We start from the raw sequence: 21,088 nt of genomic DNA, 5'->3' as shown, positions 1-21,088 counted from the left end.
CGCTCCACGAGCGACCCCCTTTACCCATTGTCATGACCGCGAGTGCTCACCCACCCCCGCACAATTACGGATAGCCGCACCCACCCACCCGCATAGATTTCGCGCCGCGCACACGCGTTCCCTATCTTCGCGCGTTGAGGCGGATCAATCGATTCCGATGCTGGATCCTACGACCCCCTCGGAGGATCGATGAGAGGCGAAGGGAAGACCCTCGGACGAGGCCGCAGCCGGGCGCTGTGGATCCTCGCGTTCGTTCTCATGCTGGCGGCCGGCGTCTACCAGCGGTACACGGGCCCCACCTACAAGCTGCGAGGCTCGTACACGGTCGGGGAGCAGGTGGTGAAGTACCGGCTGGTGCGCTCCGCCTACTCGACGGGTGACACGGTCGTCGTCATCCCGGCCCCGGCGGGCGTGGCCGGCGACCTCGTCTACCGGCGCTACCCGACGGACGACGAGTTCACGCGGGTGCCCTTGGTGCGCCGTGAAGCCGAGCTGGCCGGGACGCTTCCGGCGCAGCCGCCGGCCGGGAAGCTCGAGTACCACCTCGAGCTCACGACTCCGACGGGGACCGTCGTGGTCCCGGACACCGGCGAGAACGCGGTCATCCGGTTCAAGGGCTGGGTGCCGGCCTGGGTGCTGATCCTGCACGTCGGCTTCATGTTCTTCGGCGTCCTGGTGGCGTGGCGCGCCGGCCTCGGTGCGCTGATCTCGGCCCAGGGCCTTCGCAAGCTGAGCTGGGTGGCGCTGATCCTGTTCACCATCGGCGGGTTCCTCCTCGGGCCATGGGTCCAGAAGTACGCCTTCGACGACTGGTGGACCGGCATACCTTTCGGGTGGGACCTGACGGACAACAAGACGCTGGTCATGTGGCTCGCCTGGTTCTTCGCCCTGATCGCGATCGGGCGGGGCGCTGGCAGGGGAGCGTCCGAGGAAACGACCGGAGGGGGCAAGGCCCGCATCGCGGTGGTGATCGCGGCGATCGTCACCGTGGGCGTCTACCTGATCCCGCACAGCATGGCGGGCAGCCAGCTGGACTACGACGCGGTGGATCGCGGCGTCGCACCGGAGGACGCGATCGGGATCGGTTGAGGCGAAGACGCTCCCGTCGCGCTCGCGAAGCAGCGCCCGCCTGAACGAGAAGAGGATACGGACATGCCTGCAGAGATCACGGCCCGGGTGATCGAGGGGACCCGGATCGGTCTGACCAACGGAAGGCACGAGTGGTTCGGCGACGAGCCCGAGAGCAACGGTGGCACGGACACCGCTCCGCGGCCTTACGAGATGCTGCTCGGGGCGCTCGCCCACTGCACCCTGGTGACCCTGGTTCTCTACGCGAACCACAAAGGGATCGAGCTCGGGCCGGTGTCGGCCCGCTACGAGCACGAGAGAGTCCCGGCCCCCGAGGGTCAGAAGGGCGAGATCGACCGTATCACCAGTTACGTCACCCTCGAGGGCGAGTACGATGACGCGGTTCGCAAGCGCCTGGAGCAGATCGTGACCCGCTGCCGGGTGCACAAGACGCTGATGGCGGGCGCCGAGCTGGTGGACGAGGTCGAGTTCACCGGCTGAACGAATGAGGGGCCGGGCTGGCGGGTAGTTTCAGGTGGATTCCGTGGTGGTTCTCCAACCGGAGCGGATCATGTACTACCCCGGGAAGAAGGAAGCCTGGCTGGCCGTCGTGACGCTCATCGTTCTGGCCATCGGGCTGATGCTCGGCTGGTTCTGACACGGCCGCCGAGAAGCCGAAGGGCCCCGGGCGGCCCGATCGAAGACCCTAGCCCGCGGTCAGGATGAGCAGCGCCGCGGCCACCACGTGCGCGGTGCTGCCGGCCATCACACACAGGTGCCAGATCGCGTGTCCGTATGGGATTCGCCGGTCCGCGTAGAAGTAGACCCCGCCCGTGTAGGCCAGCCCCCCGATCGCCAGCCACACCAGCGTGGCGCCCGGGAGTGCCGCGGCGACCGGCTTGGCCGCGATCACCACCAGCCACCCCATGGCCAGGTAGATCAGGGTCGAGACGATCCGGAAGCGTCCGGTGAAGAACAGCTTGAACACGATCCCGGCCGCCGCGAGGCCCCAGATGACCCCGAACAGCGTCCACCCCCAGCCGCCTCGCACGCCGGCGAGAGTGAACGGGGTGTAGGTCCCGGCGATCAGCAGGTAGATCGCCGAGTGGTCGACGACCCGGAGCCGCGCCTTCACGCTCTTCTGGGGCGCGGCGTGATACAGGGTGGAGGCCGAGTAGAGCACCACGAGGGTCGTGCCGAACACGGCGGCGCCGACGACGTGGAACACGTCTCCCTTCAGGGCGGCCAGCGTCACCAGGACGGCCGTGGCCGCGATGCCGCACAGCGTCCCGAACGCGTGCGTCAGCGTGTTGGCCAACTCCTCGCGGCGATGCTTGAGACGCGCCCGTCCCACCCCTCTCACTCGTCACTCCTGCCGAAATGTACGGATCTCCTGAACGAACTCGACCCAGCATAACGGATCGACCCGTGCGGCGGAACGTCGTCAGGCTCTTGGCCCCTTGTGCACGTGGGCGTTGGCGCCCTTGAGCAGCTCCTCCGCCTCCTCCCGCGGGAGGCTGGAGCGGCTGGCGCGCGCCACGTCGGCGATCGAAGGCTCGATCAGGAGCATCGCGAGAAGGGCGGCCCGCTCCGGGAGGCTGCGCACGATCACGTGCTCATGCGAGGCGTGCGCCCCGTCCCCCATCGGCCCGAGCCCGTCCAGCGTGGGTGTGAAGAGGCTGGTGATGTTGCCGTCCGAGCCGCCGCCCGAGGTGCCCTGCTGGAGCTCGAGCCCGAGCTCCCGTCCGTCCTCCCGGGCCATCTTCCACAGGTGCTGATTCCCGGGGGTCCGCTCCATGGGGGGACGGTTCATGGTCCCGGTGACGACGAGCTCGGTGCCGGGCGTGGTGGCCTCGAGCGACAGGATCTCCGCCTCCAGCCGGCGGGCGTCCTCGATCGTCAGCACGCGGACGTCCACCGTGGCGCGGCTCTCGGGGGCGATGATGTTGGTGCGCAGTCCGCCGTCCACCGTGCCCACGTTGACGCTGATTCCGCGCTCCGGGTCGTTGAGGGCGAACAGCCTCTGAATGACGAGGGAGAGCTCGAGGATGGCGCTCGCCCCGCGCTCCGGCTCGAGGCCGGCGTGTGCTGCGCGCCCGAGGACCCGGATCTCGAAGAAGCCGTTCCCCTTCCGGGCCGTCTTAAGCTTCCCGGCCGGACCGAGCGCCGGCTCGAGGATGAACACCCGCTCCGAGGCCTTCGCGAGCCGCTTGATGTGCGGCATCGAGTCGCAGCTCCCGATCTCCTCGTCGGAGTTGATCAGGACCACCGGCGTCACCTCGGGCTTCAGCCGGAGCTTCCGGAGGGCGCGAAGGGCGAAGATGATGTTCACCAGCCCGCCCTTCATGTCGTACGTGCCCGGCCCGTACAGCCGTCCGTCCCGCTCCACGACCGGCATGTGGTCGAGCGTGCCGGTCTCCCAGACCGTGTCGCAGTGGCCGACCATCAGCTGAAGCGAGCGTCCCTTGACCCGACCGTGCGGGATGGCGAGAAGCTCCCCGCCGGACTCCGCGCCCGGAAGGGATCGCACCACGAAGCCGAGCCGCTCGAGCTCGCGCCGGAGGAGGGCCTGCGGGGCCTCCTGGGTGGCCGGGTCGAGGGAAGGGGATTCGGCCTCGACCAGTCGGGTCAACAGGCGCACCATCTCCCTCTCCCGGGAACGGAGATACTCGAGGATCCGCGGCGCGGCGGTCTCGCGCCCGCTCAACGTTCGAATCCCTCCGGAAGCGGGAAGGCGTGTGTGCGCTTGATGGCCGCGAACCGCCACGGTCCCAGGTAGGCGAGCAGGGGGGCGTCGTGGATCAGGTCCTGCCCATCCCGTTCGCGGGTTCTCAAAGAATCGTGGGCGACCGCGGCAGCCACGATCCGCCCGACCACGAGACTGTTCTCGCCGAACCCGTCCACCATCCGGTCGACCTCGCACTCGAGGAAGAGGTACGACTGAGCCAGGTGCACGCCCTTCACCCGGGTCGCCGGCCGCGTCTGGAGGTGCTTCACCACCGGCTTCGCGTGGTCCTCGCACCGGGGCGCGGCGCAAAGGCTGGCCAGCACCACCTGGTCGGGACGCGGCATCGACACGGTGAAGGCGCCTTCACGCTGCGCGTTTCGATAGGTGGAGTGTCTCGGAGTGCAGACGAAGCCGAAGTAGTTCTGCCACCCCATCGGAGTGGCCATGTGCTTGGGCGCCAGGTCGGGCGTGCCGTCTTCCTCGAGCGTGCCGACGACGCAAAGCGGCGACACCCAGAAAAAACGTTCCCATATGGGCTTGTCCAGATCTAGCTGAACCAGTTTTTGAAGCGGCTTGGGCTCCATCCGCGGCCTCCCTCCCCCGATGGCCTTTACATCATGACACGGCCCGGCCTAAATAGCCACTCGTCCCGAGTGTTTCGTCACCGGGCCTTCGCAAGGGGAGTGCCGTCATGCTGGACAGGACCACCTTCGCCGACGTGGAAGCGGAGCTCTCACGCCGCTCCGACCTTCCGCGCGCCGAGACGATCCCCTCCCGCTGGTTCACCGAGCCCCGGTTCCACGATCTGGACCTCGAGGCCGTCTTCGCCCGCACCTGGCAGGGCGTGGGCCACGAGGGTCGTCTGTCGGGCCCCGGTTCGTGGTTCGTGACCGAGGTGGCGGGGGACCCGGTCGTGGTGATCCGCGACGTGGAGGGCGAGCTGCGGGCGTTCTACAACGTGTGCCGGCACCGCGGCGGTCCGCTGGCGACCGGCGACGGCTGCGGCCGGGTGCTGCAGTGCGGATACCACGGGTGGACCTACCAGCTGGACGGCACGCTGAGGGGTGTGCCGCACTGGGACCGGGTGGAGCTGTTCGACCGCCGCGAATACGGACTCGTGCCCGTACGGGCCGAGATGTGGGAGGGCCAGATCTTCGTCCACCTCGATCCGGAGGCGGGGCCGCTGGAGGCGATGCTGGCCGGGATCCGCGAGAGGATCGCCCCGGTCCGGCTGTCGGAGATGAAGCCTTTCCGACGCGTGGAGTACGAGGTGCGGGCGAACTGGAAGGTCTACGTCGAGAACTATCTCGAGGGATACCACGTGCCGCTGGTGCACCCCGAGCTCATGCGCCTGTACGACTACCGGAGCTACGCGACCGAGACCCACGGCCGGTACTCGCTGCAGACGAGCGACCTGACCGCCGACGCCAACCTGTACCGGGAGGCGGGCGGCGGAGAGGCCTGGTACTACTTCGTGTTTCCCAACTACATGCTGAACATCCTGCCCGGTCGGCTGCAGACGAACCTCGTGGTGCCCGTCGATCACCAGACCTGCCGGGTGATCTTCGAGTACTTCTACGCGGACGTCGAATCGGAGGAGGCTCGCCGCCGGATCGAGGAAGATGTAGAGTTCGCGGATCGGGTCCAGGCGGAGGACATCGAGATCTGCGAGTACGTGCAGCGCGGACTCCGCTCGCGCGGCTACGACCGAGGCCGCTTCTCGGTGAAGTTCGAGGCGGGCGTGCACCACTTCCAGGACCTGCTGCGGGACGCCTACGGCCGCTGGCTGCAGGGCGGCGACCGGCCCACGGGCCCGCCCCCGCTGGATCCGCGGCACGAGGACGGAGCCTGAGCGGGGCAGGCCGGGCCGCCCGGACGGAGTGACGGTTCGGGCCGGACCCTTCGGATGCAGTCGGACAGAGAAGGAACGGAAAGACGATGCGCATACAGGTATCGACGCGTGGCACGGAGCTGACACCCGAGCTCGAGGGCCGGGTGGAGGCCGTGGCCGACACCCTGAAGGACAGGACCGCGAGTCTCGAGCTGGCCAAGTTCGTGCTCGAGGAGCGCGAGACCGGGAAGGCGGTCGGCGTGGTCCTGTCCTGGGGAGAGAAGCGCGAGACGGTCGTCCGGCATGCCGAGGCCGGGGACTGGGACCGCGCGTTCATGGATCTCGACCGGCGTCTCGAACGGGCGCTGGAGGAGGACGAGGCCGGCTAGGAGCCGCGCCCCCCTCGCCCGACACGCGAACGAAGTGAGCTGCGGCCGATCCCGCCGGCCGCCGAGCATGGACCACCCCTGCGCCCCTCACCCATGGGCGAGCCCCGGGCTCGCGGAGAGGAGGCGTCATGCCCAGGACCTACGAGCTGACCATCACCGGCTTCGAGTTCCCCCGAAAGCTCTCGCGAAGGAAGGCCAACTTCCGGTTCGTCGCCGACGTGCGATACGTGAACGGTCGCGGCGAGCACGACACCGAGCACGCCGTGATGCCGGACCTCGATCGCTGGTGGGAGTGCGACCCGGAGCGGCGCGACAGCCCCGACTACGTGCGCGGGGCCGAGAAGGGGAAGGGCGCGGCGTTCGACATGGCGAAGATCGATGAGTGGGATCGCCTCGTGCTGCTGGTCCGAGGCGACGGGGTGCACTCGGTACAGTTCAAAGTGCTCGATGTGAACCGGTCCGACGGATGGGACCGGCTCCGGCGAGCCCTCGGGGACGTCGTGTCCACTCTGATCGGTCGGGCGCGCTCTCTGGCTCCGGAGCCGTCCTGGATCGTCTCGGACGCTCTCGGGACGGCGGCCACGGACCTCGAGTCGGCCCTCCTGACCCGGCTGGCCGGAGGAGCGGCGCCCCTGTTCCGGGGGTCCACGGCGCTCGCCGATCCCGGGGAATACGAGGTGAGTGGGCCGGGCGTCGACGGTCGGTATTCCGTCCGCTGCCGGCTCTCGGTCACCGACGGCTGACGGCCGTTACATACCCGTTACACGAACGCAGGGGAACCTCTCTTGACGTTGCGGTTAACAGTGTTAATGTAACGCTGTTAACTTAACGACGTTAAGGGTGAATTCATGACTGATTCCAGCGTCGCGAATCGGATGGGGTCGCGCGAGACCGAGACCGCCATCCTGGAGGCCGCGCGCGATCTCCTCGCCGAAGGTGGCCTCGACGCTCTCTCGATGCGGGCCGTGGCCTCGCGGGTCGGCCTCAGCGCCACGGCGATCTACCACTGGTTCGACGGCAAGGAAGACCTGGTCGACCGGGTCGTCCAGCACGGGTTCCAGCGTTCCGAGGCGTACATGTGGGATGCGATCGAGGACCTCCCGCCCGGCTCCATGGAGCGGGTGGCGGCCCTCGGCGAGGCCTACATCCGCTTCGCCCTCGAGAACCGCGAGTACTTCAAGATCATCTTCGCGATCCAGACGCCCACCCCGCGGCAGATCGAGGACGTGCCGGGGCAGGGGGGATACCGGGTGCTCCGTCAGTGCGTCGTCGAGGCCATGGAGGCGGGGAACATCCGGCGTGCCGAGCCGGACCTCGTCGTCCTCTACCTGTGGTCCATCGTGCACGGCCTGGTGACCATCTTCATGGCCTGCGACCCGCACGATCTGCTGGCGGATGCGGAATGTTGTTCCGGTCACGACGAGAAGGAGCTGACGATCGGCCTGTTCGAGCATTTCCGCGACCTGGTTCGGATCGGTCTGGCGCCCGAGGAGGCGAGGGGAGGGGAACATGTTTGATCGACTCGAGACACGATGGCGGACCGGGCGGCGGGCCCTGGCGGCCCTCCTGTGCGTGCTCGGCCTGCTCGTCGCGGGGGCGGACCCGGTGGCGGCACAGGATGCCGGGCTCCAGACGGACTCGACGACCTCCCCGGTGCTTCGCTCCGACGGCGGGCTCACGGAGCAGAAAGGACTGGGCGAGCCGCGGGCGACCGGAGATCCGGAGTCGGGCGGCGAATCCGGGTCGGTGCAGGAAGCGACGGAGGACGAACTGCGGCCCTATACCCTGGAGCGGGCGATCGCGATCGCCCTGCGCAACAACCGGCAGCTGGCGATCTCGCAGTACGACCTCGAGGAAGCGAACAAGCAGGTATCCGAGGCCTACGGCGCGCTGTTTCCCGACGTCGACGGTTTCGCCTCGCTGCAGAGGAACCTCACGCTCCCCTCGGCCTTCCTCCCGGCGTTCATCTTCGATCCGGAAGCGGACCCGGACGACCTGATCGCCGTCACCTTCGGAGCCGACAACCAGTGGAACGCGGGCCTCACGGTCAACCAGCCCCTGTTCGACGCCGGCGTGTTCGTCGGGGTCGGCACGGCCTCCTCCTTCCGGAACCTTGCCCGGGAGGCGCTGCGCGGATCGGCCCAGGGCGTCGCTACCACGACCCGGATCTCCTACCTGAACGTGCTCCTGGCGCAGGAGGCGGTGCGCGTCACCCGGAACAGCATCGAGCGGGTGCGACAGACCCTGGAAGAGACCCAGGCCCTGAACCGGGCCGGTCTGGCGAGCGACTACGACGTGCTTCGGCTCGAGGTACAGCTGGCCAACCTGGAGCCGAACCTGCGGCGGGCCGAGAACGAGGTGGCCCAGCGACGCCGCGATCTAGCGGTCGAGATGGGGCTAGGGGAGGGACAGGCCGCCGCGGCGTTCGGCGAGCTGCACCAGATCGATCTCGCCGACGGGGCGGAGAACTCGGAGGACAACGAAGCTCTGCTCTCCTTCCGGGGCGTTCGGAACGCCCTCGGAACGCCGCTCTCGGACCTGGAGACGGTCGCCTTCCAGAAGCGAACGGACCTCCAGCAGGCACGGCTGCAGCGGGATCTCGAGGAGGCCCGGGTGAAGTACGAGCGCACCCAGCTGTTTCCGACGATCTCGGCCTTCTACAACTGGAGCCTGCAGGCACAGGAGAACGGAGCCCTCAACTTCTTCGGGGAGAACCCCGACCAGCGCTTCTCGGCGCAGGCCGTCGGCCTGCAGGTCGACGTGCCGATCTTCTCCGGTGGGCGCCGGTGGAACCGCGTCGAGCAGCGGAAGATCGGCGTACGGAAGGTCGAGGAGCAGATCGGCGACCTGAAGCAGCGGGCGTCGAACGAGGTCGAGACCGTGCAGGCCGATCTGTCCGAGGCCCGATCCCGGGCCGAAGCGCAGCGTCAGGCCGTATCCCAGGCGCAGCGCGGCTTCGAGATCGTGCGAACGGAGTACCTGGCGGGCACCCAGCCGCGGCTCGAGGTCACCGAGGCCGAGCTCGCCCTCCGGCAGGCGGAGCAGAACTACGCGATCGCGATCTACGACTACCTGGTGGCGCAGGCCCAGCTGGACCTCGCGGTCGGCGTGGTGCCGGTCGTGGACCCGGTGGTGGATTCGATGATCGAGGGAGAGATCACCCCTGAGGACAGGGTGGACCCGGAGACGTTCGACGAGCCGGGGTCCAGTGACGAGAGGAACGGCGACCGATGAAGGCGAGGCACGAAGTGATAGATCGTTGGAGCGCGGGGGCGGTGGCGGGAACCGTGATCGCGGCGCTGCTGGCTGCCGCCTGCGGGTCGGGCGAAGCGACGGAGAACTCGGGGGCGTCCGGAGACGGGGCGTACGTGCGGACGGTGAACGTCGAGATGCGCACCCTGCAGCTGTCCGGCTTCACCGCCTACGTGCGCATGACCGGGGCGGTCGAGGCGTACGAGGATGTCGTCGTGAGCTCGCAGGAAAGCGGGGTGATCGAGGCGGTGCTGGTCGACAAGGGCGCTCCGGTTCGGAAGGGCCAGCCGATTGTCCGCATCGATGATGAGACGCTGGCCGCCCAGGTCGACGAGGCACGGGCCTCGGCGGCCCTCGCCCGCGAGCGGTACGAGCGACAGCGCCAGCTGTGGGAGGAGGAGGGGATCGGCAGCGAGATCGCCTTCCTCCAGACCAAGTACGATGCGCAGTCGGCGGACGCCCGCCTGGATTTCCTGGAGGCGCGACTCGCCCGCCACGTGATCAAGTCCCCGATCGACGGGGTGCTCGACGATCGCTTCGTGGACGTCGGTGAGGTCGTGGCTCCCGGCACAGCCGTGGCTCGGGTACTCACCGTCGACCGCCTGAAGGTCGTCGGAGGCGTCCCGGAACGATTCGGACCCTACGTGAAACCGGGCGACACGGCGATTCTCACCTTCGACGTGCTCCCGGGCCGCACGATCGAGGGCACGATCTCCTACGTCGGGGCCGCGGTGAACGAGCGAAACCGCACCTTCCCGATCGAAGTCCTCCTGGACAATCCGGACGGCCGGCTCAAGCCGCAGATGGTGGCCAACGTGAGGGTCGCCACCGAGCGCTTCGAAGATGTGATCGTCGTTCCGCAGGAGGTGGTGGTCCGGACGGAGGGTGGCTACCAGGTGTTCGTGGCCGCCGAGGATGAGGGGGGTCTCCATGCCGAAGCGCGTCCCGTCGTCCTCGGTCCCAGCTTCGAGAACGAGGTCGTGATCGAGAGCGGCCTCGAGCCGGGTGAGCGCCTGATCACCACCGGACACCAGATGGTGGATGCGGGTGATCGGGTGCGGGACGTGGGCGAAGGGAGCGACCGATGAGCTGGTTCGACAGGCTCCGCGAGCGCCTGCGGCGCGGGCCCAGGGACGAGGAGCGCCTCGCAGCCGGCAGCGCAGCCGATCGGCTGTTCGAGCGACGCGATCCGGTGAAGATGGACCTGGGGCGGTACAAGACCTTCCGGCTCACCGATTTCGCGGTGGACCACCCGATCAGCGTGCTGACCCTGCTGGTGCTGATCGTGCTCGGGGGCCTCTACTCGTACCTGACGATTCCCAAGGAGGCCTCGCCCGACGTCACGGTGCCCTTCGTCGCCGTGACGACGATCTATTCGGGCGTCGCCCCGGAGGACATCGAGACGCTGGTCACCCGGCCGCTCGAGGAGGAGCTGAACAAGATCTCCGACATCAAGACGCTCACCTCGCAGTCCGTCGAGAGCTACTCGAGCATCACGGCCGAGTTCGAGGCCGGGATGGACATGACGGAAGCGCTGCAGCTCGTGCGGGAGAAGGTGGACATCGCGAAGCCGGAGCTGCCGGAGGCGGCGGAGGAGCCGGCGATCCTCGAGTTCAACTTCTCCGAGTTCCCGATCATGCAGGTCAACGTGTCGGGCGAGTACGACCTCGTGCGCCTGAAGGACCTGGCGGAGGACATCCAGGACCGGATCGAGCAGATCCCGTCGGTCCTCAGCGTCCAGCTCTCCGGTGGGCTCGAGCGCGAGGTCAAGGTCGACGTCGACCTCGCGAAGCTCAAGTTCTACGGCATCTCCTTCGACGATGTGATCGATGCGATCGCGTTCGAGAACGTGACCGTCCCGGGCGGGACGATCGACGTGGGCGACGTGAAGTACCTCGTGCGCGTTCCCGGAGAGTTCGAGGACACGCGGTCCCTGGAGGACATCGTCATCGAGGCCCCGGGCGATCGCCCGATCTACGTGCGCGACGTGGCCACGGTGGACTTCGGGTTCAAGGAGAGGGAGAGCTACGCCCGCCTGAACGGCAACCCGGTCGTCACCCTGAGCATCAGCAAGCGAACGGGCGAGAACATCATCGAGACGTCGGATGCCGTGCGTGAGGTCGTCGCCGACATGGAACCTGCGTTTCCGCCCACCACGCACGTCAGCATCACCTCCGACCAGGCCAAGTACGTGCGCAGCATGGTCAGCAACCTCGAGAACAACATCATCTCGGGTCTGATCCTGGTCGTGGCGGTGCTGCTGTTCGCGCTCGGGGTGCGGAACGCCTCGTTCGTCGGTGTGGCGATCCCCCTGTCGATGCTCCTGTCGTTCAGCGCCATGGAGATTCTCGGCTTCACCATGAACATGGTCGTCCTGTTCTCGCTGATCCTGGCGCTCGGGATGCTGGTGGACAACGCGATCGTGGTGGTCGAGAACATCTACCGGTTCCGCGAGGAGGGGTTCGACAACAAGGCGGCGGCCAAGCTGGCCACCGCCGAAGTCGCCATGCCGGTGATCGCGGCCACCGCCACCACGCTGGCGGCGTTCGCGCCGATGGCGTTCTGGCCGGGGATCACCGGCGAGTTCATGAGCTTCCTGCCGAAGACCCTGATGATCACCCTGACGGCCTCGCTGTTCGTGGGGCTGGTGATCAACCCGACCCTGTGCTCGCTGTTCATGCGACTCGAGGGAGAGCCACGCATGCGCCTGACCCGCGAGTTCAAGATCGGGGCCTGGGTCTTCGCCGGACTGGTGCTCCTCGCCCTCGCGCGCGGGAGGCCGCTGACCACCGCCCTCCTGGCGGTCACGGTCTTCGGCCTCGTACTCCTGAACCGGTACGTCCTCGAGCCGGCCGGGCGGTGGGTGCGGGAGAAGTCGCTTCCGGCCACCCTCCACTTCTACGAGGGACGTCTCCGGTGGGCGCTCCGTCACCGCTTCTCGGTCATGGGCGGGACGGTGGCGATGTTCGTCGGCGTGGTCATGCTGTTCGGGGCCTTCAACGCCGGCGTGGAGTTCTTCCCCGAGGACATCCCTCCCGACGACATCTGGGTCCAGGTCGAGACGCCCGTCGGAACGCGCGCGGAGGTGACCGACCGGATCGTCCAGCGGCTCGAGGGGGAGCTCGGAGGGATCGAGGGACGGGCCGACTACGAGTCCGTGGTGGCGACGACCGGGTCCAAGATCGCCGACTTCGGAAGCCAGACCGGGTCGCAGTACGCCACCGTCGCGGTGAGCTTCGTGGACTTCGAGGAGCGCGGGCACGACACGCGGGAGACCCTGGAGGTGATGCGCTCCGCGATCGGAGGCGATGTCGCGGGCGCCACCATCACGGTGGACAAGCCCAACATGGGACCGCCCACCGGTCGCCCGATCAACATCGAGATCACCGGGGAAGACTTCGAGCGGCTCAAGGAGCTCGGAGACCGGATGGTCGCCCTGCTGTCGAACTCGAGCGTCGCTCCGAAGCTGGAGGGGCTGGAGAGCGATCTAGACGACGCCCGTCCGGAGCTCCGGGTCGAGGTGGACCGCGAGAAGGCGGCCCTGTTCGGAGTCACCACGCTCGACATCGGAAGCACGGTCCGGAACGCCATCAACGGAACCGAGGCCTCCGAGTTCCGCGACGGAGAAGAGGAATACGACATCGTCGTACGTCTCGCCGAGAAGGACCGGGCGGACCTTTCCTCTCTCGCCGAGCTCACCGTGGAGAGCGAGATGGGGGACCCGGTGCCGCTCCCGGCGATCGCCACCTGGCGGGTGGAGGAAGGGCTGAGTGGCATCAACCGCAAGGACATGGACCGTGTGGTCACCGTGTCGTCCGACGTGCGCGAGGGCTACAACGCCAATGCGGTTCTCGCCGAGGTGCAGACCGCGCTCGAAGGGTTCCGAGCCGAGCTTCCGCCCGACTACCGGATGAGCTACACGGGGCAGCAGGAGGAGCAGCAGGAATCGGAGGCGTTCCTGGTGAGCGCCTTCCTCTGGGCGCTCTTCCTGATCGCGTTCATCCTCATCTCGCAGTTCGACTCGATCCTGAAGCCGGTCCTCATCCTGAGCACCGTGGTCCTGTCGACGGTCGGAGTGCTCATCGGCCTCCTGCTGTTCGACATGCCGTTCGGCGTGATCATGACCGGCGTCGGGGTCATCAGCCTGGCCGGGATCGTGGTCAACAACGCGATCGTCCTCATCGACTACATCCACGTCCTCCGGAACCGGGATGGCCTGGGGCCCGACGAGTCGCTGATCATGGGTGGCGTCACCCGCTTCCGGCCGGTGACGCTGACCGCGATCACCACCGTGATGGGGCTGATTCCGCTCGCCATCGGCCTGAACATCGACTTCAACCGCTTCTACCGGTCGCTCAACCCGAACATCTACTGGGGCGGCGCACAGGCGGCCTGGTGGGGACCGATGGCGATCGCCGTCATCGCGGGGCTGACCTTCGCCACCTTCCTCACCCTCATCCTGCTGCCCGTGATGCACTCGCTGCTGGATGATGCGGTGGCGTTCATGCGGAGACACTTCCGGGCCAACGGACAGGCGGCGCTCACGCTGGACGCGCCAGAGGAGAGGACGATCCGGACCGGCACGTGACGGTGGCGGCGCCGGCGCGGCACCGCGGACCGACGGCTGCCGGCTAGGCCCTAGCCGGCGAGGACCCCCAGCATCCAGGCGGCTCCGAGGGCCCCGTAGATGCCGAGGATGTAGCCGGCGACCGCCATCAGCAGGCCGACCGGCGCCATCGCCGGATGGTACACGGTGGCCACGATGGGGGCCGTGCCGGCGCCTCCGATGTTCGCTACGCTCCCCGTCGCCACGAAGAAGAAGGGCGCCTTCACCAGCCGGGCCGCCGCCAGCATGATGGCGACGTGGATGGCGATGACCAGCATCCCGGCGAAGAAGAACGCGGGGGCCGAAAGGACCTCGATCAGGTTGCCCTGCGCCCCGATCGCCGTGAGCAGCAGGTACAGGGCGGCGTAGCCCACCCGGGACGCACCGACCTCCTCGAGATTCCGAACCCGGGTGAAGCTGAGCAGCAGCCCGCCGGTCACCACGATCAGCACGGCCCACGTGGTGTGGCTGATGATCGTGGGATCGCCCAGCACGGGCAGCACCTCACCGAGGCGGACCGCCAGCACGGCGCCGGCGAACCCGAGGCCGAGGATGATGGAGATGTCGCGGAGCTCGGTCGGTCGCCGGTGCGCGTCGAGCTCGGCGAGCACCCGGTTCGTCTGCTCGAGCGCGCCCGTGTCCGCGTTGAGCCGCCGGTCGAACGATGCCTGCCAGGCGCTCAGGAAGAGGAGGACGCCCATCCACCCGTACCCCACCACCGTGTCCACCACGATGATCGGGCCCATGATCGCGTCCGGTGTTCCGACGCTCTCCGCGATCGCCACCATGTTCGCCGTACCGCCGATCCAGCTTCCGGTCAGGGCCGCGAGTCCCTTCCAGCCCTCGAGCGGCAGCCAGCGCGAGAACGCGACGAAGGCGACCTGGGCCCCGATCATGATCCCGATGGAGCCTGCCGTGACCATGATGAGCGCCGTTCGTCCGAGCTTGAGGATGCTCTTCAGGTCCACGGTGATCATGAGCAGAAGCAGCGCGACCGGGAGGAGGTAGCGCGTCATCCAGTCGTACACCGGCGAGCTCATCGGGATGATGCCGACCGTCGTGGAAAGGGTCGGGACGAAGTAGCAGTAGATCACCGCCGGGGTGATGCTGAACACCTTCTGCAGAGCGGGCAGGGTGCTGGCCCAGAACACGAGGGCGAACACGGCGGCCAGATAGCCGAAGACGGCCATCGGTTCCTGGATGAGGGGGGTCATCGAGGCGGTCTATTCCATGTTCGAGGGCAGGGGGTCATTCGGGTGAGTCGCGGCCGGCTCCACTCGATTGCCGCCGGCCGCCTTGGCCTGGTACAGGGACGCATCGGCCGCCCGCACCAGTTCGGTGGCGCTGGACATCGTCGGGTCGGAGACCGCCACCCCGGCGCTCACGGTTATCCGCGCTCCCGTCGACAGCTCGCGCCGCGCGAGGGTCTGGCACACGCGCTCGGCGTATCGCCGGGCGCCGGTGGCCGTCTGAGCCGGCAGGATGGCCAGGAACTCCTCACCCCCGTATCGGCCCGCCACATCCGCGTCCCGGGTCTCCGCCCGCAGGATGTCGCCGAAGGCGCGAAGCGCTTCGTCCCCTTCGGCGTGGCCGTGAGCGTCGTTGTAGGCTTTGAAGCGATCGAGATCGAAGATCGCCACGGCCAGGCCCTGTCCCCGCTGAGAGGCGGCGAAGTGCTGCTCGAGAAACAGGTCGAGCATGCGTCGGTTCGGAAGTCCGGTCAGCGTGTCGTGCAGGGCGAGACCGATGGCCGCGGCCTTCTGGCGTCGTAGCGCTTCGGCGATACCCCCGAGCCCGAACGCGGCGGCGATGAACACGACCGTGAGCGCTCCGGAGACCCGCCAGTCGACCCGAGTTCCCGTCACCAGGGCGGGCACGATCTCGATCGCGATGAGGACGATCATGGCGATCAGAAGTCCCGTGGCGGCGCCCTCCCACCCGCGGTAGTAAGCGAACAGGAACGCGGGCACCAGGGCCAGGAGCCAGGTGAGCGCTGCCATCTCCTCGAGGGCCTGCGGCCACAGGCTCGAAAGGAGACCGGCCATGGCCAGGGCCACGAGGCTGATCACGAGAGCCCGCTTGGGGACTCTCGCTTCGACTTCGAGATCTTCGGGCCGCGGATCGATCATGGATCGGAGGATTGGGGTCGCGCCGGGGCCGGGCCTTCGCCGTCAGCCGCACTCCACCTGCATAATGAGGTGAGCGCGCCGGGCCGCACAAGAACGGACCTCGAGTCGCTCCATTGCTCTACGTGCTCGGCCATCGGATCTTCGGGCATGATCCACGTCGAGACGGACTCGTGGCCGGACGGGAGACGATGTCGGAGCGAATGAGCCGCATTGCGGTGATCGTTGCCATCGCGGCGGCCGCGGCCGTCGTGGCGTACGGGGTCACCTCCGGGTCGAGTGGTCGCGCCGCGGGTCCCGCGGTTCCGGTCGGCGCGGCCGGCGGCGAGGTCGCCTGGCTGGAGATCCCGCTTCCGGCCGCGGACTTCCGGGAACTGGACGGAGGGACCGTCGGCCTCGAGGAGTACTCCGGTCAGATCGTGCTCCTCAACTTCTGGGGCACCTGGTGTCCGCCGTGCCTCGTGGAGATCCCGCACCTGATCGAGGTGCAGGAGGCGATCGCAGATCTCGGCGCCACGGTGATCGGACCGGCGATCGGCTCCGGCAGCGGAGAGGATGTGGCGAGCTTCGGCCAGGGTCACGGCATCAACTATCCCCTGTGGCTCTCCGATGATGCGACGGCCGTCGGACGCTTCGGAGCCCCGGGGTATCCCTTCAGCCTGCTGATCGACCGGAACGGGGTGATCCGGGCCCGCTACGCCGGCCCGAGGACCTCGGCCGTCTTCCTGCGCGACATCCGGGCCCTGGCGGAATCCCAGCCGCCCGGCGGCTGATCTCCGCGCCGGTGGCCATACGGCGCTCGGCGAGCCGGCCCGAAGCCTAGCCTCCCGGAACCTCCTGCGGCTCGAGGAGCTGGCCCCGGTACAGGCGGGCGTACATCCCTCCTTCGGCCACCAGGGCGGCGTGCGTGCCCTGCTCGAGGATCCTGCCATCGTCGATCACCAGCACCCGGTCCGCCCGCTGCACGGTCTTCAGGCGGTGGGCGATGATCAGCGTCGTGCGCCCTTCCATCACCGTCTCGAGCGCCTGTTCGACCAGGGCCTCGCTCTCGGTGTCGAGGTTGCTGGTCGCCTCGTCGAGGATGAGGATCTCCGGCTGCTTCAGGAAGATGCGCGCGATCGCGACGCGCTGCCTCTGGCCCCCCGACAGCCGGATGCCGCGCTCACCGACGAGGGTCTCGTATCCGGCCGCCAGACCCTGGATGAACTCGTGGGCATGGGCGAATCGGGCGGCGCGCATCACTTCTTCGGTGGATGCCTCCGGCCGTCCGTAGGCGATGTTCTCGTAGATGGTATCGGCGAACAGCAGAGGCTCCTGGGGCACGATCCCGACCGCAGTTCTCAGCTCGATGAGGGGGATGCGGCGCAGGTCCGCCCCGCGCAGCGTGATGACGCCCTGCGTGGGGTCCCAGAACCTCGGTACGAGGGCGGCCAGCGTCGACTTCCCGGCCCCGCTCGGTCCGACCAGCGCCACGATCTCTCCCGGGCGGATCTCCAGGTCCAGGTTCCGGAGGACCCACGGCTCTTCGGGCCCGTAGCGGAACCACACGTCACCGAACACGAGGCCGCCCGGATCGCTCGACGGCGGAAGCGCCTCGGAGTGACGGGGCTCCTTGATGGCCGGCTCCGTCTCCAGCAGGTCGAACACGCGCCGGGCCGCGCCCATCGCTTCCTGGTAGCCGCTGTACAGCGAGGCGAGCGCCGTGATGGCCGCTGCCACCGAGACCGCGTACAGGAGGAAGGACACCAGGTCTCCGGCGGTGATCTGGCCCTCCAGGACCAGCAGCCCCCCCTTCCAGAGCACGACGACGATGCCGCCGAAGGCGATGAACGTGATCAGCCCGAAGAAGATCCCGCGGACCAGGGCGCGCTGGATGGCGGTCTTCAGGGCGCGCGCGATCCGGCTTCCGTACCGCTTCTCCTCCCAGCCCTCGCGGGTGAAGCTCTGCACGATCGGGATCTGGGTGAACGCCTCCTCGGCCGCCGCGTTCGCCATGGCGAGCTCGTCCTGCACCCGGGTGCTCTTCGCGCGCAGGATGCTCCCGAACGCGAAGGCGCTCAGGACGACGACGGGCGCCACGGTGATGGTCGTCACCATCAGGTCCGTGTGGAGAATGGCCAGCAGGGCGAGGGCCCCGACGAGGTAGAGGATCTGACGGAGGAACTCCGCCAGCTGGTGGCTGAGAACCACCTGGAGCGTCGAGCAGTCCGACGCGAGTCGGCTGGTCAGCTCGCCCGAGCTGCTCTCCGAGTAGAAGCCCGGCGACAGCGTGAGGAGGTGCGAGAACAACTCCGTGCGAAGGCCCGCGATCACTCGCTCCGACGTGGCGCTGAGCAGGAACACCTGCACGAAGTTGAACACGGCCTGAGCGGCGAACACCACGAACAGCAGCAGGGCGATCGAGTTGAGGGCCGAGGCATCCCGGCTCTCGAACGCCGCGTCCATCAGGTGCCGGACGATGAGGGGGAAGGCGAGTCCGATCGCGGCGCTGATGACGAGCGCGACCGCGGCCACCGACAGCGCCGTGCGGTGCGGACGCAGCCGCGGAAGAAGCTGCTGGATCGCGAACAGCGAGAAGTCGGACTTACCCTCTCGGGGTCTGGTCATCGAATGGCTGGATTCCCGGTTTCCTCGGGGGCGCCCCGTGTCTATGTTCCGTCCGTCGACGACCGGAACCTACCGTCCGCCTGCCGCGCGCACCATACGGGGAAGGAGGCCTTCCGGGGCGTCGGACCCGACCCTTTCAGGGGCGCCCGGAGGCGTCCATTCAAGTCGACGAGAGAGGTATGGTGTCGGATTCGAATCGCTTGCGAACCTGGTCCCGCCTGGCCTGGATCACGGCCGTCTCGGCGTACGGCCTCATCGTACTGGGTGGGTTCGTCCGGATCAGCGAGAGCGGCCTCGGGTGTGGTGACGACTGGCCGCTGTGCAACGGACAGGTCGTCCCGGACATGTCGTTCGCGACCTTCGTGGAGTTCGGTCACCGCATCGTCGCTGCGCTGGTGGCGCTCCTCGTGGTCGCGGTGGCGGTCACGGCGTGGAAGTGGGGAGTGGTCGGAGATCCCCTGTGGACGCGACTGAGGCGCGCTGGTCTGCTCGCGGCCCTGCTGGTCGTCGTCCAGATCATGCTGGGGGCGTTCACCGTGTGGTTCGAGCTTCCGCCGATCACCGTGACGCTCCACCTCGGGACGGCTCTCCTGCTCATGGGACTGCTGATCGCGTCGGCCCTGGCGGCTGGCGCGCGGGACTCCGGGCGCCAGGTGAGGCAGCCGGATGCCGCTTCGGGGGCCGTGTTCTGGACGGCCGTGTACGGGTTCGTCGTGGTGGTGGCGGGAGGACTGGTGGCGAACTTCGACGCGGGGCACGCGTGCCAGGGATTCCCGGCCTGCAACGGAAGCTGGATGCCCGCCGACAACCCGCTCATGCACATCCACTGGGGACACCGGCTGGTGGCGTACGCGCTGTTCGTGTGGGCGCTCTTCCTCCCCCGGTTCGTGACGCGACGGCGTCCAGGGGACCGCGGAGCCCGGATCGCCGCGCTTCTCGCGACCTCGCTGATCGTGCTGCAGGTGGTGATCGCGGCGGGCATGGTATCCATGTCGCTGCCCACGTGGATGCGGCTCTTCCACGTGGCGCTCGGAGCCGGCATTTTCGGCGCTCTCGTGGCGCTGGCGTGGATCGCGGCGCGACCGCAGGAGAAAGCCGGTCTGATCTAGGACCGCCGAAGCGGTGGCCTCACAGCGCTTCGAGGAGCGCGACGTGGCCGAGGCCGCCGGCGGCGCAGATGCTCACCACGGCCTTCCGACCCGAGGGCATCTCGGCCAGCTGGGCCGCCGCCTGGGAGAGAATGCGCGCTCCCGTCGCTCCGAAGGGGTGGCCGAGGGCGAGGCTCCCGCCGCGGGGGTTGACGCGCTCCCGCGGAAACGGACCGAGGTCCCGGTCCACCCGGGCGCGCTCTCGGAGCCAGTTCCGGTCTTCCAGCGCCCGGAAGGTGCACAGCACCTGGGCCGCGAACGCCTCGTGGATCTCCCACAGATCGATGTCCCCGTACGAGAGCCCCCGGCGCGAGAGCAGGCGCGGGATCGCCAGCGCCGGGGCCATCAGCAGACCCTCCGCGTCGATGTCCACGGCGGCCTGCTCCCAGTCCAGGAGCCGCACGGCCGGCGCGTCCGGCTCCAGGCGCTCGAGCCCGACGGAGTCGGCGATCCAGGCACTCGCCGCCCCATCGGTGAGCGGCGAGGAGTTGCCGGCCGTCAGGGTCCCGCTTTCCCGGTCGAACGCGGGCTTCAGGCTCGCCAGCTTCTCCATCGTGGAATCCGACCGGGGCAGCGTATCGACATCCACCGGGTAGGTGCCGGGAGATACGAGAAGCGGCCGGAAGAAGCCCTCGTTTGCCGCCCGCACGGCGTTCCAGTGACTCTCCGCAGCGAAGACGTCCTGCTCCTCGCGCGTAATGCTCCACTGGGAAGCGGTGATCTCGGCGTGCTCGCCCATCGATTTGCCGGTCGTCCGCTCCTTGACCGCCGGAACGGCGAGGCGGAGGTCCTTGCGACGGAGCTTCCGCAGCTCCCCGACGGCGGCCTTGACGCCCCGCGCGCCGGAGGTACGCCGGATCACGCGGCTGAGTCCGCGCCCGAAGCCGATCGGGGCGCCGGACATCGAGTCTACGCCTCCGCAGAGCGCCAGGTGGGCATGCCCGGAGAGGATTTGACCGGCCGCATGCGTGGCGCCGGCCAGGCTGGTGCCGCACTGCTGGATCACGGTCACGGCCGGCACGTGCGGATCGAGCCCGGAGTCGAGCCACACCTCGCGCGCCCAGTTGCTGATCGCGAGAGACGGTATGACGGCGCCCCACACGAAGAGGTCCACTCCACCCCGGCCCTCGGGCCCGGGGCCGTGCCCGCCGAGGATGGATTGCTGGACCACGGGAAGCGAGAGCTGGAGCGCATCGAAGTCGTCCAGCTCCCGGTCCATGCGGGCGAAGGGGCTGCGAAGGGAAGGGACCACGAAGACCTCGGACGACATTTCGACTTCCTTTCACGGGGCGCGGACCGCGCGGCCTCGGGCCGCGGACACGGGTGGCGCCGG

At 68.4% G+C, this 21,088-nt stretch carries 18 protein-coding genes; 11 read left to right on the top strand and 7 right to left on the bottom strand.

Annotated elements, in window-relative coordinates; genetic code table 11:
- Window positions 1–189: 189 nt before the first annotated feature.
- Entirely contained in the window at window positions 190–1,089 is a 900-nt protein-coding gene (locus AC36XV_RS00445; RefSeq protein ID WP_492201709.1) for a hypothetical protein, read from the top strand.
- Between the two features lie 63 nt (window positions 1,090–1,152).
- A complete protein-coding gene (locus AC36XV_RS00440; RefSeq protein WP_492201708.1) occupies window positions 1,153–1,569 on the top strand; it encodes an OsmC family protein in 417 nt (138 codons plus the stop codon).
- Window positions 1,570–1,774: 205 nt separating this feature from the next.
- Here AC36XV_RS00440 and trhA read toward each other — a convergent pair whose 3' ends face one another.
- From trhA to AC36XV_RS00425, 3 genes are all read right to left on the bottom strand, one after another.
- Window positions 1,775–2,422 (bottom strand): PAQR family membrane homeostasis protein TrhA, encoded by a 648-nt coding sequence (gene trhA, locus AC36XV_RS00435; protein ID WP_492201710.1) that lies wholly within the window; start codon window positions 2,420–2,422, stop codon window positions 1,775–1,777.
- A 90-nt stretch (window positions 2,423–2,512) separates the two neighbouring features.
- The gene (locus tag AC36XV_RS00430; protein WP_492201707.1) at window positions 2,513–3,775 is read right to left on the bottom strand and encodes a M20 family metallopeptidase; all 1,263 of its coding nucleotides are present in this window, start codon (window positions 3,773–3,775) and stop codon (window positions 2,513–2,515) included.
- Window positions 3,772–4,308: a flavin reductase family protein gene (locus tag AC36XV_RS00425; RefSeq protein ID WP_492201706.1), complete on the bottom strand. Its 537-nt coding sequence runs from the start codon at window positions 4,306–4,308 to the stop codon at window positions 3,772–3,774. Before AC36XV_RS00425 ends, AC36XV_RS00430 begins: the two co-directional genes overlap by 4 nt.
- 179 nt (window positions 4,309–4,487) lie before the next feature.
- Between AC36XV_RS00425 and AC36XV_RS00420 the strand changes: the two genes are divergently transcribed.
- The 7 genes from AC36XV_RS00420 (at window position 4,488) to AC36XV_RS00390 (ending at window position 13,856) form a co-directional block, all read left to right on the top strand.
- On the top strand, window positions 4,488–5,648 hold the full coding sequence (locus AC36XV_RS00420; protein ID WP_492201705.1) for an aromatic ring-hydroxylating oxygenase subunit alpha: 1,161 nt from the start codon (window positions 4,488–4,490) through the stop codon (window positions 5,646–5,648).
- Between the two features lie 86 nt (window positions 5,649–5,734).
- Window positions 5,735–6,016 (top strand): hypothetical protein, encoded by a 282-nt coding sequence (locus tag AC36XV_RS00415; protein ID WP_492201704.1) that lies wholly within the window; start codon window positions 5,735–5,737, stop codon window positions 6,014–6,016.
- Window positions 6,017–6,144: 128 nt separating this feature from the next.
- Entirely contained in the window at window positions 6,145–6,759 is a 615-nt protein-coding gene (locus AC36XV_RS00410; protein ID WP_492201703.1) for a hypothetical protein, read from the top strand.
- A gap of 105 nt (window positions 6,760–6,864) precedes the next feature.
- Window positions 6,865–7,533 carry a TetR/AcrR family transcriptional regulator gene (locus AC36XV_RS00405; protein WP_492201702.1) on the top strand — a complete coding sequence of 223 codons (669 nt, stop codon included), beginning with the start codon at window positions 6,865–6,867 and terminating at the stop codon, window positions 7,531–7,533.
- Complete coding sequence (locus AC36XV_RS00400; RefSeq protein ID WP_492201701.1) at window positions 7,526–9,250, top strand: TolC family protein; 1,725 nt, start codon at window positions 7,526–7,528, stop codon at window positions 9,248–9,250. Before AC36XV_RS00405 ends, AC36XV_RS00400 begins: the two co-directional genes overlap by 8 nt.
- Complete coding sequence (locus AC36XV_RS00395; protein ID WP_492201700.1) at window positions 9,247–10,356, top strand: efflux RND transporter periplasmic adaptor subunit; 1,110 nt, start codon at window positions 9,247–9,249, stop codon at window positions 10,354–10,356. Before AC36XV_RS00400 ends, AC36XV_RS00395 begins: the two co-directional genes overlap by 4 nt.
- Complete coding sequence (locus AC36XV_RS00390) at window positions 10,353–13,856, top strand: efflux RND transporter permease subunit (RefSeq protein WP_492201699.1); 3,504 nt, start codon at window positions 10,353–10,355, stop codon at window positions 13,854–13,856. The genes AC36XV_RS00395 and AC36XV_RS00390 overlap by 4 nt, the downstream gene beginning before the upstream one ends.
- A 50-nt stretch (window positions 13,857–13,906) precedes the next feature.
- Here the strand turns inward: AC36XV_RS00390 and AC36XV_RS00385 are convergent, their stop codons facing one another.
- Together AC36XV_RS00385 and AC36XV_RS00380 are read right to left on the bottom strand one after the other, a co-directional pair.
- A complete protein-coding gene (locus tag AC36XV_RS00385; protein ID WP_492201698.1) occupies window positions 13,907–15,088 on the bottom strand; it encodes a DUF819 family protein in 1,182 nt (393 codons plus the stop codon).
- Window positions 15,089–15,097: 9 nt separating this feature from the next.
- The gene (locus AC36XV_RS00380; RefSeq protein ID WP_492201697.1) at window positions 15,098–16,003 is read right to left on the bottom strand and encodes a GGDEF domain-containing protein; all 906 of its coding nucleotides are present in this window, start codon (window positions 16,001–16,003) and stop codon (window positions 15,098–15,100) included.
- A gap of 200 nt (window positions 16,004–16,203) precedes the next feature.
- Here AC36XV_RS00380 and AC36XV_RS00375 point away from each other — a divergent pair, with 200 nt between their 5' ends.
- Window positions 16,204–16,773 carry a TlpA family protein disulfide reductase gene (locus tag AC36XV_RS00375; RefSeq protein WP_492201696.1) on the top strand — a complete coding sequence of 190 codons (570 nt, stop codon included), beginning with the start codon at window positions 16,204–16,206 and terminating at the stop codon, window positions 16,771–16,773.
- Between the two features lie 46 nt (window positions 16,774–16,819).
- On the opposite strand, the gene AC36XV_RS00370 is transcribed toward AC36XV_RS00375, so the two are convergent.
- Complete coding sequence (locus tag AC36XV_RS00370) at window positions 16,820–18,607, bottom strand: ABC transporter ATP-binding protein (protein ID WP_492201695.1); 1,788 nt, start codon at window positions 18,605–18,607, stop codon at window positions 16,820–16,822.
- A gap of 200 nt (window positions 18,608–18,807) precedes the next feature.
- Between AC36XV_RS00370 and AC36XV_RS00365 the strand changes: the two genes are divergently transcribed.
- Window positions 18,808–19,716: a COX15/CtaA family protein gene (locus AC36XV_RS00365; protein WP_492201694.1), complete on the top strand. Its 909-nt coding sequence runs from the start codon at window positions 18,808–18,810 to the stop codon at window positions 19,714–19,716.
- 19 nt (window positions 19,717–19,735) lie between these two features.
- On the opposite strand, the gene AC36XV_RS00360 is transcribed toward AC36XV_RS00365, so the two are convergent.
- Complete coding sequence (locus tag AC36XV_RS00360; RefSeq protein ID WP_492201693.1) at window positions 19,736–21,025, bottom strand: acetyl-CoA C-acyltransferase; 1,290 nt, start codon at window positions 21,023–21,025, stop codon at window positions 19,736–19,738.
- Between the last annotated feature and the right edge of the window lie 63 nt (window positions 21,026–21,088).

The sequence above is a fragment of the Candidatus Benthicola sp. genome, from assembly GCF_058719085.1.
Note: the sequence above shows the minus strand (reverse complement) of the source record. Positions and strands in the feature narration are given on the sequence as shown.

Bases quoted from the DNA above. Each gene is read 5' to 3' on its own strand.
- AC36XV_RS00445 (WP_492201709.1), top strand. From the start codon at position 190: ATGAGAGGCGAAGGGAAGACCCTCGGACGAGGCCGCAGCCGGGCGCTG.
- AC36XV_RS00390 (WP_492201699.1), top strand. From the start codon at position 10,353: ATGAGCTGGTTCGACAGGCTCCGCGAGCGCCTGCGGCGCGGGCCCAGG.
- AC36XV_RS00420 (WP_492201705.1), top strand. From the start codon at position 4,488: ATGCTGGACAGGACCACCTTCGCCGACGTGGAAGCGGAGCTCTCACGC.
- AC36XV_RS00400 (WP_492201701.1), top strand. From the start codon at position 7,526: ATGTTTGATCGACTCGAGACACGATGGCGGACCGGGCGGCGGGCCCTG.
- AC36XV_RS00440 (WP_492201708.1), top strand. From the start codon at position 1,153: ATGCCTGCAGAGATCACGGCCCGGGTGATCGAGGGGACCCGGATCGGT.
- AC36XV_RS00405 (WP_492201702.1), top strand. From the start codon at position 6,865: ATGACTGATTCCAGCGTCGCGAATCGGATGGGGTCGCGCGAGACCGAG.
- AC36XV_RS00380 (WP_492201697.1), bottom strand. From the start codon at position 16,003: ATGATCGATCCGCGGCCCGAAGATCTCGAAGTCGAAGCGAGAGTCCCC.
- AC36XV_RS00395 (WP_492201700.1), top strand. From the start codon at position 9,247: ATGAAGGCGAGGCACGAAGTGATAGATCGTTGGAGCGCGGGGGCGGTG.
- AC36XV_RS00415 (WP_492201704.1), top strand. From the start codon at position 5,735: ATGCGCATACAGGTATCGACGCGTGGCACGGAGCTGACACCCGAGCTC.
- AC36XV_RS00385 (WP_492201698.1), bottom strand. From the start codon at position 15,088: ATGACCCCCCTCATCCAGGAACCGATGGCCGTCTTCGGCTATCTGGCC.
- AC36XV_RS00370 (WP_492201695.1), bottom strand. From the start codon at position 18,607: ATGACCAGACCCCGAGAGGGTAAGTCCGACTTCTCGCTGTTCGCGATC.
- AC36XV_RS00375 (WP_492201696.1), top strand. From the start codon at position 16,204: ATGAGCCGCATTGCGGTGATCGTTGCCATCGCGGCGGCCGCGGCCGTC.
- AC36XV_RS00360 (WP_492201693.1), bottom strand. From the start codon at position 21,025: ATGTCGTCCGAGGTCTTCGTGGTCCCTTCCCTTCGCAGCCCCTTCGCC.
- AC36XV_RS00410 (WP_492201703.1), top strand. From the start codon at position 6,145: ATGCCCAGGACCTACGAGCTGACCATCACCGGCTTCGAGTTCCCCCGA.